Origin of the sequence: Syntrophus aciditrophicus SB, from assembly GCF_000013405.1 — a bacterium.
Lineage (GTDB): Bacteria > Desulfobacterota > Syntrophia > Syntrophales > Syntrophaceae > Syntrophus > Syntrophus aciditrophicus.
In genome coordinates this window covers 1,561,333-1,576,766 of record NC_007759.1, presented here as the reverse complement: position 1 = coordinate 1,576,766, position 15,434 = coordinate 1,561,333, and the positions used below count along the sequence as shown (strand labels likewise).

Genomic DNA, 15,434 nt, shown 5'->3' with positions numbered 1-15,434 from the left:
TATTCTCCTTTCAGATTCAGGATCAGGATTTCTTATCCAGCCCGAAGACTTCATGCAGAACCATGACCGCCAGTTCCGTGTATTTGGATTGAATAACACAGGAGACTTTGATTTCAGAGGTGCTGATCATCATAATATTGATCCCCTCCTGGGCCAGGGCTGCGAACATCCTGGCGGCTACACCGGAATGGCTGATCATTCCCACACCAATGATGGATACCTTGGCCACCTGCTCATCCACTTCAACTTTGGAAGCGCCTACTTCCTTCGCCGCCTCCTCAATCAAACGCTTTGTTTCCTTGATATCTTTCCTGGACACTGTAAAACTCAGATCGGTATAGCCTTCAAGGCTGGCGTTCTGAATGATCATATCGACTACGATGTTATGTTCAGCCAGAGGCGTAAATAACCGGGCAGCAACGCCGGATTTGTCGGGAACATGAACCACCGTGATCTTTGCCTGATCCCGGTCATATGTAACTCCCGATACGACTTCTCTCTCCATATCCTTATCCTCCTTTGTCACGAGCGTTCCAACTTCATCTTTAAAAGAAGATTTAACATAAACAGGAACTTCATATTTTTTCGCCAGTTCGACGGAACGCGGCTGCAATACCTTTGCGCCAGCCCGTGCCATTTCAAGCATTTCGTCATAGGAAATTTTCTCGAGCAGTCGTGCGTTGCTGCAGATATTCGGATCCGTTGTGTAGACTCCGTCCACGTCCGTGTAAATTTCGCAAACATCGGCATGAAGAGCAGCGGCCAGTGCGACGGCACTCGTATCGGAACCGCCCCGTCCCAGTGTCGTGATATTATTATCCTGATCCACACCCTGGAATCCCGCCACCACCGCAATCTTTCCCTTTTCAAGTTCACCGCGCAAAAGCCGATCTTCCACATCCAGAATTCTTGCCTGGGTGTAAGCCTGATCAGTCATGATTCTGACTTGATGCCCCAGAAAGGATCGAGCGGGATAGCCCATCCGGTTCAGAACCATGGCAAGCAGGGAAATTGTAACCTGCTCCCCAGTTGAAATCAGGGTGTCATACTCACGAACATCATAATCTTCGGCAGCTTGACGGGCCAGTTCGATCAGTCGATTAGTTTCACCCGCCATGGCTGAAAGCACAACCACGACGTCGTTTCCCTCTTTCTTTGTTTTGATGACTTTCCGGGCAACATTTTCGATTTTCTCCAGATTGGCAACAGAGGTTCCACCATATTTTTGAACAACTAAAGCCATATACTAAAATCCTCCCTTACTGAGGGCCGATGAAATTTCTTCCAGACGCTTTTCCGGGGCGGAAATTTCAATGCGGCGTGTGTTTTCATCAAGAAATGTGATTTCAATTGTGATTGCAGTTTCCGGAATGATATCCGCTATTTTCTCCGCCCACTCGATAACGGAAACTCCTTTCCCATAGAAATATTCCTCATAGCCCATATCCTCCAGGTCGTTCGATCCCTGGAGACGATAGACATCGAAGTGATAGAGAACATGACGGCCCGGGTACTCATTAATCAGGGTAAATGTGGGACTGGTTATGGCGTAGGATTCTGAAATTTCAAGACCACGGGCGATTCCCTGAGTGAGAGATGTTTTCCCTGCGCCCAGTTCGCCGATGAGGGCGACAACATCTCCAGCCGTCAGACACGACCCTATGATTTTGCCGATATACAGCGTTTCTTCAGCCTTCCGGGAAAGAATCTGCTTTTTCATGAATAATTAAGACTCCGACAGGTTGGCCGAAGTTTGTCCGGCACTTTTTTTCAATCCTTCAGCCCCTCCAGGATGACAACCGCTCCCGCCTGGGACCGACTGTGTGAAAGACTTACATGCACAGTCGTGATGCCCCGTTTCTCAAGGATTTCCAGAGCCTTTCCATAAAGATTCAACACAGGCCGGCCAAGTGGATCGTTTCGCACTTCAATGTCTTTCAGCGGAATCCCCATGCCAATCCCCATGCCTAAAGATTTCAGGAAACTTTCCTTTGCGGCAAAGCGTGCGGCATAATGAATTGCGGGAAACGCCCTTTTCGCGCAATATTCGATTTCCGCCGGCGAAAAGACTTTTTTGAGAAAGCTCATGTCCCACTTCATCAGAATTTTTTCGAGGCGGTCTATATCAACCAGATCAATCCCTGTTCCATGAACCATGATGATCAGATTTCCGCTTTTTTTGAGAGGTATTTTGAATTTCTATGCATGAAGAATGGCGTCAGTTACGGCCGCTGTTTTTTTCATTACAGAGACATCATGAACACGGACAATGTGAGCCCCATTCATAATTGCTGCGACAACGGCTGCTGCCGTTCCCTCGATTCTTTGCAGAGGATCGGGAATCGCTTCTTTTTCAGCCATAGCCGCAGCGATAAAATACTTCCGGGAAGGTCCGACGAGAATCGGGCGTCCCAGTGATTTAAACTCCGACAGGTGTTTGAGGAGTTTAAGCGAATCCGCAGGCTTTTTCCCGAATCCGAACCCGGGATCGACAAGAATCCGTTCTTCCTCGATGCCGGATGAAACCGCCTGATTCATCCTTTCTCGAAGGGACTGAATCACTTCTCCCCGCACCGAGCGATATGTCAGATCACCTTTCTGCATGTTCTTCGGTTTTCCCCTCATATGCATGAGAACAACCGCCGCCCCGGAATCGATTACCGTTTGCATCATATGCTCGTCAAAGCTCATTGAACTGATATCGTTTATGATTTCTGCTCCGGCGGCCAGAGCTTCACGGGCGATTTCGGCTTTTGTCGTATCGATGGAAACGGGAATGTCGATTTCCCTGACCAGTCTTTTGATAACCGGCAGCACCCGGTTCGCCTCTTCCGTCAAAGAAACGGGATCGGAACCCGGTCTTGATGATTCACCTCCGATGTCAAGAATATCAGCGCCTTCCTCCGCAAGTTGAATGCCGCGGGCAACAGCCTGGTCAGGAAGAAGATATCTTCCCCCATCTGAAAAAGAATCCGGTGTAACATTGAGAATTCCCATAATGTGGGTATTTTTGCCAAAGACAATTTTCCGTTTCGGCGTCCGAAGAAGAATTGATTCCTTCGCCATATTGGCGAGGAGCTCTCTGAGACGTTCTGCGATGACCCTCAGTCCTAAGGGCTGACATGAAATCTTTTCCGCAAAACGCTGAATCTGTTTCGCCGTTCCCATCAGGATGGCATCTGTCCTTTCAATTGCACATCCAACGGACCCCCTGGCCACGGCGGCATCTCCACCGACGGAAAGCATCTCCTGTTTGACGATATTGGCAACTCTGCATTCAAGTCCCTCAATGAGAACATTCAGGTGACTCATTTTGGGAAGCATGGCGTCGATTCCATAGGGATCTACGCCCACTTCTTTCAACAGCGCAGCGGCCTCGGAAGGAAAAGGGACATGAAGGGATCTCATGGGATAACAAGGGATATATAAACTTTTGATTTTACCCATTAGTTACCCTCAGATCCCCTGTTGCGGGTAATCAGGGAAAGCAGAAAAATGATAATTTTTCACGCTTCCACACTCACGGGATTTTCCTGCCCACGGTCTTTTTCTTCGACAGGTATTCCTATGATTGCATCCAGTTCAGCGGCGTTAAGAACTTCTTTGTCCAGCAATTCCGTGGCAAGCCGATTAAGTGTATCTATATTTTCCTGAAGAATTTTTTTTGCGTTATTATAGCAGCCCGTTACAATGGAAGATATTTCTTCATCAATCCGTCTTGCTGTTTCCTCGCTGTAATCCTTATGAGTCGCGAATTCTCTTCCGAGAAATATCTGTTCTTCCTTGCGTCCATAGCTGAGCGGACCCATGACGTTGCTCATTCCCCATTCGCACACCATCTTTCTGGCCAGACTGGTTGCCCGATCAATATCATTTCCTGCCCCTGTGGTAAAGTCATCAAGAATCAGTTCCTCTGCAGCCCGCCCTCCCAGCAGGATCGAAATGTTCGTCAGGAGAAATTTCCTGGGGTACGTATGCTTTTCATCCACTGGAAGCTGCTGCGTTAAGCCCAGAGCCCTTCCTCTGGGAATGATGGTCACTTTGTGAATAGGATCACTGCCCGGCAGCAAACGGGCAACCAGCGCGTGCCCCGATTCATGATAAGCCGTATTTCGTTTTTCTTCGTCACTTATTACCATGGTTTTCCGTTCCGCTCCCATGAGCACCTTATCCTTGGCAAACTCGAAGTCGGCAAGTTCCACCTTTTCCTTGCCTGAACCGGCTGCATGCAATATCGCCTCATTGACGAGATTCTCGATATCCGCCCCTGAAGCGCCAGGCGTTCCCCTGGCCAGGAGCGAAAAATCGACGTCATCCTCCAGGATGGTCTTCCGGGAATGGACCTGAAAAATCTTTTCCCTCCCCTTCACATCCGGCAGTGGAACGACAACCTGCCTGTCAAAGCGCCCCGGTCTAAGCAGAGCTGGATCGAGCACGTCCGGACGGTTGGTTGCAGATACCAGAATCACTCCTTCGTTGGATTCGAAGCCATCCATTTCAACAAGGAGCTGATTCAGTGTCTGCTCTCTTTCATCATGGCCACCTCCAAGTCCGGCTCCCCGATGCCTCCCGACAGCATCGATCTCATCTATGAAGATAATGCAGGGGGCGTTCTTTTTTGCCTGCGTAAAGAGATCCCTGACACGGGAAGCGCCTACCCCGACAAACATTTCCACGAAATCAGAGCCGCTGATGGTCAGAAAGGGAACATCGGCTTCGCCGGCAATAGCCTTGGCTAACAGCGTCTTTCCCGTTCCTGGAGGTCCAACGAGCAGCAGGCCTTTGGGAATTCTTCCGCCAAGACGGGTGAATTTTTTGGGGTCCTTCAGGAATTCTATGACTTCTTCCAGTTCGGCCTTAGCTTCGTCAATTCCGGCAACATCGGAAAATGTCACCTTTTTTGTTTTGTCTGTCATCAATCGGGCCCGACTCTTGCCGAACGCCATCGCCTTTCCGCCGCCGGATTGCATCTGCCGCATGAAAAATATCCACACTCCGATCAGCAGCAGCATGGGAAACCAGGAAACGAGGACCGTTACAAACCAGGGAGAATCGTCTTCGGGTTTGGCGGTAATGCGTACTCCTTTGGATTTCAGCAACGGGATCAGTGTCGGATCGTTTGGTGCATGACTCTTGAAGCGCTTGCCGTCTGTCATTTTACCCGTGATGCTTTCACCCTGGATGGTGACCTCGCTGATCTGACCCTTATCGACATAAGCGACAAAATCGCTGAAAATGACATTTTCATGCGTGCCTTTCGGCTGGCTGAAGAGATGATACAAAAGGACAAAAATGAGACTGATGATCAGCCACAATGCAATATTCTTCTGCAATGAATTCAATAGGGATTCTCCTTAATATGATTGCAATGATCTCTATAATTTTTTTCTGTGGAATGATATAAAAATCGATCCAATTATTTTTCCTTATAATAATTATTACTTAATGTCAGTATAATAATATATTAAATCAATAAATCAACTACCAACGCACAATTACAATAATCCTGATTTTATTTCAAATCATTTCTATTTTTACAATTGATCTTGTCCTATCGTCAATCCGTACCCTTTCACTGAGCCTCAGCCCCGCAATCCAGACCACGGAATGTCGATCTGCCAGGAGAGGAATAAGATCCCGCTGACGCCTTGGTACTTTTTCATCGATAAAGTATGACTTCAGCTTTTTTGTCCCCGCCATGCCCAGGGGTTGGAAACGATCCCCTTCTCGACGATTCCGGATTACAAGGGGCGGTTCAATCTTGTCAAAGTCAAAACAGGCCGAATTCCGAGTTACATTAAAGAACCCAAGCTCAACTTTTTCTATAAACGCTGTTTTTACAACTCTGTTCACTTCTTCAATTTCCGTGACAGATGGAATTTCTAACGCATAGGAAAAACCTATTACCTTTTGGTTTTTCAGTGGAGAATTCAATTCGGATCGTGTGTTCGCCTCCGATAAGGAAAATTTCAGGTTATCGTATTCACGTCTCACAAGGACATTTCCGGGGAGAAACAGAAGACCGACGGATTTCTCCTCCCTACAGAGGTTCGCAACGGCCTGAATGTGGGTAAAGGCAACCCGGCGAGGCGACAAAACGCAGCGTTCCAGCAGGGATTTGACCAGACGGTATTGAAGAGCCTCATCAAGCTCGTGAAGTCTTGAGATGGAAATACTTACTGTCCCTTCTTCAGAAAGTGAGGTAATCAGCAAATCCTCAAGAATGCGATCAACGATGGACTTCAAACAGTCATCTTCTCTGCGGGCGATTTCAGCCAACCGATTCAGTGTGTCGATGATTCTCGGGTTATACAGTTCCTGCAGAAGAGGAATCATATGGTGACGTATCCTGTTTCGCAGAAAGTGATCTTCGCTGTTCGAACTGTCCTCAAGAAAAGGAAGATGCTCGGCCTGAAGAAAGTCGAGAATATCCCTTCTGCTCACTTCAAGCAGGGGACGAATGAAGCATCCGTCACGCACAGGCCGGATTCCTTTGAGTCCCTCCAGACCGCTCCCGCGGATGAAATTCATCAGAACCGTTTCCGCCTGATCTTCCCGATGGTGTCCAAGGGCGATCCGTGAAGCGCCGATCTCGGCAGCCAGGGCCGTAAAAAATTCGTATCTTTCCTGCCGTCCTATATCCTCCAGAGAGCACTTTCGTCTATCGCATTTTCTGAGCGCCTGGAGATCGATCCTTTTGACGGAGCAGGAAATCCCTCTTTCCTTGCTCAACTGTCTCACCAGCTGCTCTTCTGCATCGGATTCGGAGCCCCGCAGACCATGATTCAAATGAGCTACAGACAGAGTCAATTCATATTCGCAGGCAAGGCTGATCAGAACATGAAGGAGCGCGACGGAATCCGGCCCTCCCGAAACAGCCGCAATCACATGCTCACCGGGATTCAGCATATGGTATTTTTGAATGGTACGTCTGATTTTATCCAGCATGGATCTCTTTTCCGCATTTCAGCAGAAGAGTCTCGTCAATTCAGGAAGGGTTTCGCAGACATAATCTGGTTTTGAAGATAAAAGCTCCTCCCTGCTCCCCAGACCTCCGAGAAAGGCGCAACTGATCATTCCCGCATTTTTGGCCAGAAGCACATCATTGATCCCGTCTCCTACGACCACGGCCTTTTCAGGAGAAACGCCATACTGACGCAGAAGGGGTTGAATCAGACGTCTGTCCGGCTTACGGTAAGTCCTGCTGTCCACGCCGATAATCTCATCAAAATGATGAGTCAGATGGAGTGAGTTCGTTATCTGAACCGTAAAGGCATATCGTTTGTTCGTTATGATGATTTTTTTCTTGTCACGAAAATGCTCGAGAATATCTTTAACTCCCGGATAGAGATCTGTTGTATCAAGCATGTGTTCCGTATAATAGGCCGTGAAAATGCTCATGGCCTCTTCGAAATGTTCCGGAAAAGCGTCTCCCAGAGATCGTTCAATCAATTTCTGGACTCCGTCGCCGATAAATCCTATGATGTTTTCTTTCGGAAGCACGGGCAAATCGAGTCGATTCAAGGTATGATTGACTGAACTTACCAGATCGTCTCCTGAATTGACCAGTGTTCCATCAAAATCAAAAATCATCATTTCCACGGCTTTCATATCTCTGCGGAGTCCCCCTGTGCGGATTTTCCGCACTATATATCTAACTCAAGGCGTAATGACAAGGATTTATGCTCTTTTTCTTCCCTCGCTTCCCGATACCTTTTAGATTGACTCTTTTTTTAAACATATGTTAGACAACTTCATCGCTTGGATCCACGTTCGGATGGACTGAGACGGAATGGTCGGAAATGACGAAGAGATTATTGGCTGAGCCATGGAGTGGCCTTCCGGGTTTTACGGAGGGCTTTTTTATTTTTTTGGGGGGGAAAATCCGTTGAACGATCTGACCGTTTCAGAGGAAAGAATAGCCATACTCGGAACCGGCAAAGTGGGCACGGCCGTGGGTTATCTTCTCCGGTCCGCAGGCCGCAGCATTGTTGCAGTTGCGGATAAGAACCCATCGGCCCTTGAAAAAAGCCTGCCTTATACAGGAGGAAACCCCTGTACCCATCTGAGTGAGGCCGCTGCAGCAGCCAACACCATCTTTATCACAGCCCCGGATGATGAAATCGCCGGGATCTGCGCAAAACTGGAAGAAGCCGCGGCCATATCACCGGGAGACAGGGTGATTCACATGAGCGGCGCCGGAGGGCTGGACCTGCTGGAACCGGCTCGCCGGGCAGGCGCTCTGATTGCCAGCATTCATCCGATCCAGTCCTTTGCCGATATCGAAGGCGCCATAAAAAATCTGCCCGGCAGCACCTTTGGAATTACAGCCCAGCCGGAGATCATTGACTGGTCTGAAAATCTGGTCCGGGATCTTGGTGGATTTTCTTTTTTAATCGCCGAATCGGATAAGCCCCTTTACCATGCTGCTGCCTGCATGGCTTCCAACTACTTCACAACCTTAATGCACATCGTTGAGACCATTTATTCCTCCCTCGGTTTGACCCATGAAGATGCTTTGAAGGCATTCTGGCCTCTGGTGCGGGGTACGATGAAAAACATTGAGCGCAGGGGAACCGTTCAAGCCTTGACCGGCCCGATTGCCCGGGGCGACACGGGAACCATCCGGAAACATCTCGCTGCCCTGAATGAAAAGCTGCCGCAATTTCTGCAGATCTACAAGACGCTGGGCGTTCTTACTGTTGACCTGGGCTTGGAAAAGCAGACCCTGGACGAAGAACGCGCCACAGTCATAAAACGTTTGCTTGAAGGAGAAACAGACCATGAGTACACAAAGTAAAGGAAGGAAAATAACCACATCCGTCATTCGCGGAATGAAGAAAAAAGGCGAAAAGATCACCATGCTGACAGCCTATGATTACGCCATGGCGTCACTTCTGGATGAAGTCGGTGTGGAAATGCTTCTGGTCGGCGATTCCCTGGGAATGGTCGTTCTTGGCTACGAAAGCACCCTCCCGGTAACTATGAATGACATGCTTCATCACACCCGCGCTGTCTCCCGGGGAGCTAACAACGCCATGGTGGTCGCGGATCTTCCGTTCATGTCCTATCAATGCTCGGTTGAAGAGGCTGTCCGGAACGCCGGTCGTTTCCTTCAGGAAGCCGGGGCCCACGCCGTCAAGCTAGAGGGAGGCCGGGAGATCGCCGAATCCGTCAAACGGATGACTGTTTCGGGCATTCCCGTGGTGGGTCATCTTGGACTGACTCCTCAATCCGTCCAGCAGTTCGGCGGATTCAAGGTCCAGGGAAAGGGCGATGCAGCCGCCCAGCGAATTATGGAGGATGCAAAAATTATTGAAGAAGCCGGTGCATTTTCCGTTGTCCTGGAATGTGTTCCTGCACCGCTCGCTCAGCGTATCACCGATGACCTGGCAATCCCGACAATCGGCATTGGCGCCGGCGCCGGCTGTGATGGACAGGTTCTGGTCGTCAACGACATGCTGGGCATTTATGAACGATTCACTCCTAAATTTGTCAAGAAATACGCTAATCTGAGCGATAACATCCGGGGGGCGGTGAAACAGTACATCGAAGAAGTCAAAAACGGAACCTTTCCCGACCAGGATCACTCTTTCCTGTAACGCGATTCCAATTCCGGATCTAAGAGGATTCAAAGACGGCAAGGAAGAGCTGGCAAACTTAGACCCGCGCGGGCTGTGCTGTGATCCTTATAAAAAACAAACGAACAACGGGTTTTTTGAAGGATTGAGATAACCTTTCCTGAACAGCGGATCCGTCATCTATTACACAAGGCCCCACGATGTGTGGGGCCTTGTGTGTAACGCAAATCAACAGGCCATGCAACTGACGTTTGAAAGCTCCTGACTTACCCCTTCATTTTTTCAGCAGAATATGGCCTTTCCTATTGAGAAGTGTCAGAAACATCGATTCCTGAAAAGATCGAAGCCGTAAGCGAACTCACACGAAACTGTTACTGTATATTTCCTGAACCCTGACCTCTTTTGATACTCTGGATAAAAACCTGAAATGGACCGCTGCGTCTTTTTTCATAATAACCCGTACGCGGGAGAACTTCATTTCAGTGCGGCTTTCATGCTGACTTTCCAAGATAAATCCACAGTCACAATGTAATGGTCGTGTAAAAACGGAAATGGCGGAGATCTATGCGGAGATCTATGAAGTGCTGGATTATCGCAAGAAGGAAAGCATTCCCAACTTGCTGAAAGTGGTCAATCAGTTCCGACCTGAATCGGCAGGGAAGGAGGAAGGGTTCCGGGAAAAACAACAACGGGACATCGCCGCCGCCTGGACTTTGATATCCCGTTGTTTACCCTTCTTTATTGTTCTAAGGCATGTAGGCGATAATGTTCGCCTTTTCTTTCAGGGACGCGACCATTTTTCTGAACGCTTCCTGCTGTTTCTGCTGCAAGAGAAATGAAGAAATCATGCCCTTTGTTCTTTCATCCAACGCCACAGTCTTGGGCTGCCGCACATCCAGAACCTGGACCACATGAAAGCCGTATTCCGTCTGCACCACTGGACCGATTTGATTCTTTTTCAAAGAGAAGATCGCGTCTTCAAAGGGTTTGACCATTTGTCCCCTCGAAACGATCCCGAGGTCGCCCCCCGCACTTTTACTTGGACAGTCGGAATTGCTTTTCGCAAGTTCAGCGAAATCAGCACCTGCCAGGATCTTCTTCCGCAGCCCTTCAGCTTTGGCCTTCTTCTCGGCAATAACCTTCTCTCCGTCATCTGGCGCCCTGGCAATCAGGATATGACGGACATGCACTGCCTCGGGCAGTTTAAACCGATCCTGATTTTTTTTGTAAAAAGAGGTTATTTCCTTTTCGGTAGGTTTGGGCAAGTTCTTTGTCCGTGAGACCATGAGCTTGTTGATCTGTATGCCCAGCCGGATCTCTTCACGCATTTTTTCTCTGGTCATCTGATTCTTTTTAAGTAGATTCTCCAAACTTACATTTGCGGGAAGAGATGATTTCAGTTTTTCAACCGCTTCATTGACTTCCTGTTCTGTTGCGGTGATTTTAAGACGATTGACCTCGTTGTTCAGCAGGGTTTTCACCACAAAATCATCGATGAGGCGTTTCTGGATATTTGTTTTTACCTGAGGCAACTTTTCGGCTGGAACCCTCTTTCTGATAGACTCCAGTTTGCGGTTCACTTCCGTATCCAATTGCCCCTTGGTCATTTTTACCCCGTCAACCTCAATGACCGGATCGCCAGGACCCAAGGCCTTTTCGGCCCCTTCCGCGGGCGTTGCCGTCTGGGGAACAGAGGCTGTCGGAGCGGTTTCTTCTTTGGAAGCCGTACCCTGTTGATCATTTTTTTGACATGCTGTCAGAAGGAATGCAAGCAGACAGATCAGAACAAATAATGTTGAAAAAAAGCCCTTTAGGACCCAACTGTTTTTCGGTGATGCCATAAATTCTCCTCTTTAAATTACTTTTGCTCCTGGATCTGTCTTTCCCTCCTCAGACTGCAGGGAAATCATACTGTCAGATTGATTCAAGCGAGTGGCGGGGAGTATAGGGAAAATGACAGTAAACGTCAAGGATATATTAGAAAATAATTCAGGACGATTTTCCCCTCACCCCTGTTCTATGTCGCGCAGATGCTGTAGAAGTTCAATATGTTCCGCAAGTCCCGGAGAATTTCCGGAATGAAAGACCCTGAGAGATTCAGGAACAGGCTGTTCAGCCCATTCCAGCAGTATCGGCACGGCCTGCCACAGTTCCACAGCGGGACAGGAGACCTTCGTCAGATAATGAATCAGCTTCAATGTTTGAAAGGCGTCAAACCACTCTTGAAAGTGCCATGCCCTTTTTTCCGGATTTTTGTGCGTTCGGCATATCCTGTCCCAGGCTGAAGGAAAATTGACGGCCTCCAGAAAGAAAACGAGATGCGGCGAAATGTCTCCGGCCAGTTTCAGCATGAAGTTTCCACCTTCGGCGATGCAGTCCCTCATTTCCTTCTGCCACTTCTTCAGGACAGAAAAAACCCGCGGATCATAAAAGACGTCTTTCCGATCCCTTCCTTCAAGACAATCGCTCATCCGCCTTCCCGTACCGAAAGGCACCCTCCGGGAAGGGCGGGAAGACGGATAGACCCGCGTCCTGGTAATTTTTCCCATAGGGGACAGCTTGGCCAGTTTGTTCAAAAAGTAGAAATCCTCGCCCGCCTCGCGTCGGTTCATCCCGCGGACGGCCACGTAGCCCCGGGCCGTGCAGCTCATGGTCGAACCGACTGTATGAAAGGCGTAGGGGGATTCCGCATAGTTCAACCCGAGGACGTAATACCTCAGGAAGATTTCATAATTGCAGATGGCGGCGAGCAGCAACGGGTCGTCGGGAAAAGGATGGGCATAAGACACCACGGCGGCATCGGAGTTATGGCTTTCATAAAATTGTCGGATTGCGGAAAAGTAATTTTCGGCGACCGGGGAGTCCGCATCAAGACAAAGCAACCTTCCGTCCCCGGATTTTTCATGGTCCATAACCGCCAGTCCGGCATCCAGGCCCATTTTCCTGGCCAGACCCACCCCACCCTGCTTTACGGGCATTCCCTGCCCCGCCGACGAGGCATCCAGATAAGCCAGACGCAATCGACTTTGAAGAATCTCTCTGAACGATTCTCTCGAATCTGCATTGTTTTTCTCTGCGGAAGGGCGTCGGCCTGCAGTCAGGTCCTCAAGAATCGCAAGGGTTTCCTGGTTATTCTGCAGAGCTTCCCCGCTTACAAAGGGAAAGGGACGGTTATTGATCACACAGATGATCAGGGTCCGCTCCAGTTCTTTCGGATCATTCCGTGCCAGACTTGCCAGTGTCTTAAAGAGATGACGCTTTTCAGCAAGGGCCGGGATGACCACCACCTGTGATAGATTCCGGAACGAATCGGAACCGGAAATGAGGGAAGGCGCGACCTCCAAACGGCATTTGCGCAAATAATCAGAAACGTTCCGTGCCAGGGTCATGATCGCAGATTCCCCTTTAACTGTTCTTTCAATGCTTCGTAATCATCCCCCTCGATCCAGATAATTTCGATGCCATGGCGTTCCATGCGTCGAAACCATGTTTCCTGCCTCTTTGCGAACCGGCAGATGTGGATCGTCAGTTTTTCAGCCATTTCCCGGTAGGACATCCTGCTTTGGAGATATAGACCGACATAGCGGTATTCCAAACCAAAGAATTCGAGCCTGTCCCATGAAATGCCGGATTGATGCAGTTCCTTTACCTCATCGATCAGCCCTGCGGACAGCCGCTCCTTAAGACGCAGGGCAATCCGTTTCCGGAGAAGATCACGATTCCACCGCACTCCAAAAACCAGTGGCTCAATGCGGGGATGTTCAGGGCTTTCCCGCAAACCCCGCCTTCCGGAATGCTGTGCGATTTCAATGGCACGGAGAAGACGGCCGCGATCCAGAAGATCCGTTGTATTGTGGATGCGGGGGGTTATCTCCAGAAGTATCTGCTGCAACCGCTCCAGCGGCTCTGCCTTCAGGGATTCCCGCAAGTCCAGGTTTTCCGGGACTTGCACCATGCGGTAGTTTTCAAGGACGGCGGAAAGGTACAAACCGGTTCCGCCCACCAGGATGGGCACAATCCCTCGGGAAAGAATTTCCTCGAAGCACCGGTAGAAACGGGACTGATATTCGAAAACGTTGAAATCGTAATCCGGATCAACAATGTCGATCAGATGGCAGGGAATTTCCTCTCCATCGATGCGGTATTCATCAAGATCCTTTCCCGTTCCGATATCCATTCCGCGATAGACCTGCCTCGAATCCGCGGAAACTATTTCCGACTTCAAATCCCGGGCCAGCCGGACAGCCAGCCTGGTCTTACCCGATGCAGTCGGTCCGAGGATAACAACGAGGTTCTTCATCATTTCTTTAAATACTCTTGAACTTTCAAGGCAATCAATGTTAGCAGGAACTGTTCTAACGGTAACAGAAGGAAGGCAAAGCTCCTTTGAAGCCTGGCCGCCGGACTCACCCCTTCCCTCCTTATCCTGAATAGAATCGTCGTATAAATTAAATCGCCATGAATGACAAGAGCCTTAATCTGGGGAAAGGCCCTATCCTCCCCCTTCTGCTTAAAATGAGCGGACCGTCCATTGCGGCCATGCTGGCCATGGCCGTCTATAATCTTATTGACGCCTTCTGGCTCGCCCGGCTCAATCCGGACGCCATTGCCGCTTTGACTATCTGCTTTCCCCTCCAACTGATTTTCGGCGCTGTGGGTGTGGGAACCGGCCTTGGCTCGGGATCCTATGCCTCCCGGATGTTCGGAGCTGGAGAAACGGCAAAAGCCCGGAAGACCGGCGGTCAGGCATATTTTCTTGCCGTTGTCCTCGGAACGCTGATTATCGGAGTAATTCTTGCTGATCCCGAATCCGTCCTGAGGATTTTCGGGGCCACGACCGGCATTGCGCCACTGGCGCGCCAGTATCTCGTTACCGTTATGCCTGGCGTGCCGTTTCTTTTTCTGATCATGATCACCAACAATCTATTGCGGGCTGAAGGGAGACCTCACCTTTCCATGTATCCTCTTCTTGTCGTCGCGATCATCAGCGGCATCCTCGACCCTCTCCTTATATTCGGATGGGGACCCTTCCCCCGGCTGGGAATCCGGGGAGCTGCCGTTGCCGCCGTGATATCCCAGATTGCGGGAGCCCTGCTCTCCTTTTACTACCTTCAGCATGGAAGCTCAAGGTATAGGCTGAGCTGGTCTGATCTCCGTCCTGATTTCCGGATTATTCTGTCCATCTACCAGACGGGACTTCCCTCCATCATCATCAATCTCGTAGTCAGCCTTTGCATGCTTCTTCACAATCATATCCTCGCCGGATACGGCAATACCGCCGTAGCGACACTGGGCATCGTCTTTCGGATGAACGGGCTGGTGATGATGACCCTGTACGGCATCGGCCATGGTTTGATGCCGTTGGTCGGCTTCAGCGAAGGAGCGGGACTCCATTCACGGCTGATGACAACCGTGAAGGTTGCCGTCAGGATTTCAGCAGGCATCGCCCTGGCAAGTCTTCTTCTCGTGGAAGCCTTCGCACCGTCCATCGCGTCATTTTTTTCAGGCGATCATGAACTGCAGGCCCTGACGACAACAGCCCTGCGCATTAATTTTCTCCTGCTGATTACCGCCGCTCCCAGCCTTATGTGGATTAACATGTTTATAGGTCTCGGACGCGGAACCACCGCGATGGTCCTGCTGGTCGGTCGCGATACCCTTGTTCTGATTCCCCTTCTGCTGCTCCTCCCGTCCGTTTTCGGAATCAACGGCGTCTGGATGGCCCAGCCTCTCGCCAGCGCCCTCGCCTTTCTATTCATCCTTTACTGGACGAAACGCCAGTATCGCATCTTCGAATCCCGGATAGTTCAGCCGATGACCCGCACGGAAACCTGTTGAAGGAAAGAGAAAAAT

General features: G+C 49.8%; 13 protein-coding genes. 3 read left to right on the top strand and 10 right to left on the bottom strand.

Annotation, left to right across the window (positions count from 1 at the left end; translation table 11 throughout):
• Window positions 1–22: 22 nt before the first annotated feature.
• From SYN_RS07280 to SYN_RS07250, 7 genes are all read right to left on the bottom strand, one after another.
• The gene (locus SYN_RS07280; RefSeq protein WP_011417432.1) at window positions 23–1,243 is read right to left on the bottom strand and encodes an aspartate kinase; all 1,221 of its coding nucleotides are present in this window, start codon (window positions 1,241–1,243) and stop codon (window positions 23–25) included.
• A 3-nt stretch (window positions 1,244–1,246) separates the two neighbouring features.
• A complete protein-coding gene (gene tsaE / locus SYN_RS07275) occupies window positions 1,247–1,720 on the bottom strand; it encodes a tRNA (adenosine(37)-N6)-threonylcarbamoyltransferase complex ATPase subunit type 1 TsaE (RefSeq protein ID WP_011417431.1) in 474 nt (157 codons plus the stop codon).
• A 50-nt stretch (window positions 1,721–1,770) separates the two neighbouring features.
• Complete coding sequence (gene acpS, locus SYN_RS07270) at window positions 1,771–2,157, bottom strand: holo-ACP synthase (RefSeq protein WP_011417430.1); 387 nt, start codon at window positions 2,155–2,157, stop codon at window positions 1,771–1,773.
• 42 nt (window positions 2,158–2,199) lie between these two features.
• Window positions 2,200–3,447 carry a dihydropteroate synthase gene (gene folP, locus SYN_RS07265; RefSeq protein WP_011417429.1) on the bottom strand — a complete coding sequence of 416 codons (1,248 nt, stop codon included), beginning with the start codon at window positions 3,445–3,447 and terminating at the stop codon, window positions 2,200–2,202.
• 59 nt (window positions 3,448–3,506) lie between these two features.
• On the bottom strand, window positions 3,507–5,342 hold the full coding sequence (ftsH, locus tag SYN_RS07260; RefSeq protein WP_011417428.1) for an ATP-dependent zinc metalloprotease FtsH: 1,836 nt from the start codon (window positions 5,340–5,342) through the stop codon (window positions 3,507–3,509).
• 175 nt (window positions 5,343–5,517) lie between these two features.
• Entirely contained in the window at window positions 5,518–6,948 is a 1,431-nt protein-coding gene (gene tilS, locus SYN_RS07255; RefSeq protein ID WP_011417427.1) for a tRNA lysidine(34) synthetase TilS, read from the bottom strand.
• 18 nt (window positions 6,949–6,966) lie between these two features.
• Entirely contained in the window at window positions 6,967–7,611 is a 645-nt protein-coding gene (locus SYN_RS07250) for an HAD family hydrolase (protein ID WP_041584853.1), read from the bottom strand.
• Between the two features lie 217 nt (window positions 7,612–7,828).
• Between SYN_RS07250 and SYN_RS07245 the strand changes: the two genes are divergently transcribed.
• Together SYN_RS07245 and panB are read left to right on the top strand one after the other, a co-directional pair.
• A complete protein-coding gene (locus SYN_RS07245) occupies window positions 7,829–8,800 on the top strand; it encodes a Rossmann-like and DUF2520 domain-containing protein (RefSeq protein ID WP_011417425.1) in 972 nt (323 codons plus the stop codon).
• Window positions 8,784–9,602 carry a 3-methyl-2-oxobutanoate hydroxymethyltransferase gene (panB, locus tag SYN_RS07240; RefSeq protein ID WP_041584852.1) on the top strand — a complete coding sequence of 273 codons (819 nt, stop codon included), beginning with the start codon at window positions 8,784–8,786 and terminating at the stop codon, window positions 9,600–9,602. Before SYN_RS07245 ends, panB begins: the two co-directional genes overlap by 17 nt.
• 725 nt (window positions 9,603–10,327) lie before the next feature.
• Here the strand turns inward: panB and SYN_RS07235 are convergent.
• The 3 genes from SYN_RS07235 to miaA form a co-directional block, all read right to left on the bottom strand.
• Window positions 10,328–11,422 carry a peptidylprolyl isomerase gene (locus SYN_RS07235; RefSeq protein ID WP_011417423.1) on the bottom strand — a complete coding sequence of 365 codons (1,095 nt, stop codon included), beginning with the start codon at window positions 11,420–11,422 and terminating at the stop codon, window positions 10,328–10,330.
• A 165-nt stretch (window positions 11,423–11,587) separates the two neighbouring features.
• Window positions 11,588–12,970, bottom strand: coding sequence for a hypothetical protein (locus tag SYN_RS07230; protein ID WP_011417422.1), 1,383 nt, complete (start codon window positions 12,968–12,970; stop codon window positions 11,588–11,590).
• Entirely contained in the window at window positions 12,967–13,884 is a 918-nt protein-coding gene (gene miaA / locus SYN_RS07225; protein ID WP_011417421.1) for a tRNA (adenosine(37)-N6)-dimethylallyltransferase MiaA, read from the bottom strand. The genes SYN_RS07230 and miaA overlap by 4 nt, the downstream gene beginning before the upstream one ends.
• 155 nt (window positions 13,885–14,039) lie before the next feature.
• Here miaA and SYN_RS07220 point away from each other — a divergent pair, with 155 nt between their 5' ends.
• A complete protein-coding gene (locus SYN_RS07220) occupies window positions 14,040–15,419 on the top strand; it encodes an MATE family efflux transporter (protein WP_011417420.1) in 1,380 nt (459 codons plus the stop codon).
• Window positions 15,420–15,434 lie beyond the last annotated feature (15 nt).

Bases quoted from the DNA above. Each gene is read 5' to 3' on its own strand.
- SYN_RS07280 (WP_011417432.1), bottom strand. From the start codon at position 1,243: ATGGCTTTAGTTGTTCAAAAATATGGTGGAACCTCTGTTGCCAATCTG.
- tsaE (WP_011417431.1), bottom strand. From the start codon at position 1,720: ATGAAAAAGCAGATTCTTTCCCGGAAGGCTGAAGAAACGCTGTATATC.
- acpS (WP_011417430.1), bottom strand. From the start codon at position 2,157: ATGGTTCATGGAACAGGGATTGATCTGGTTGATATAGACCGCCTCGAA.
- folP (WP_011417429.1), bottom strand. From the start codon at position 3,447: ATGGGTAAAATCAAAAGTTTATATATCCCTTGTTATCCCATGAGATCC.
- tilS (WP_011417427.1), bottom strand. From the start codon at position 6,948: ATGCTGGATAAAATCAGACGTACCATTCAAAAATACCATATGCTGAAT.
- SYN_RS07250 (WP_041584853.1), bottom strand. From the start codon at position 7,611: ATGAAAGCCGTGGAAATGATGATTTTTGATTTTGATGGAACACTGGTC.
- SYN_RS07245 (WP_011417425.1), top strand. From the start codon at position 7,829: ATGGAGTGGCCTTCCGGGTTTTACGGAGGGCTTTTTTATTTTTTTGGG.
- panB (WP_041584852.1), top strand. From the start codon at position 8,784: ATGAGTACACAAAGTAAAGGAAGGAAAATAACCACATCCGTCATTCGC.
- SYN_RS07235 (WP_011417423.1), bottom strand. From the start codon at position 11,422: ATGGCATCACCGAAAAACAGTTGGGTCCTAAAGGGCTTTTTTTCAACA.
- SYN_RS07230 (WP_011417422.1), bottom strand. From the start codon at position 12,970: ATGACCCTGGCACGGAACGTTTCTGATTATTTGCGCAAATGCCGTTTG.
- miaA (WP_011417421.1), bottom strand. From the start codon at position 13,884: ATGATGAAGAACCTCGTTGTTATCCTCGGACCGACTGCATCGGGTAAG.
- SYN_RS07220 (WP_011417420.1), top strand. From the start codon at position 14,040: ATGAATGACAAGAGCCTTAATCTGGGGAAAGGCCCTATCCTCCCCCTT.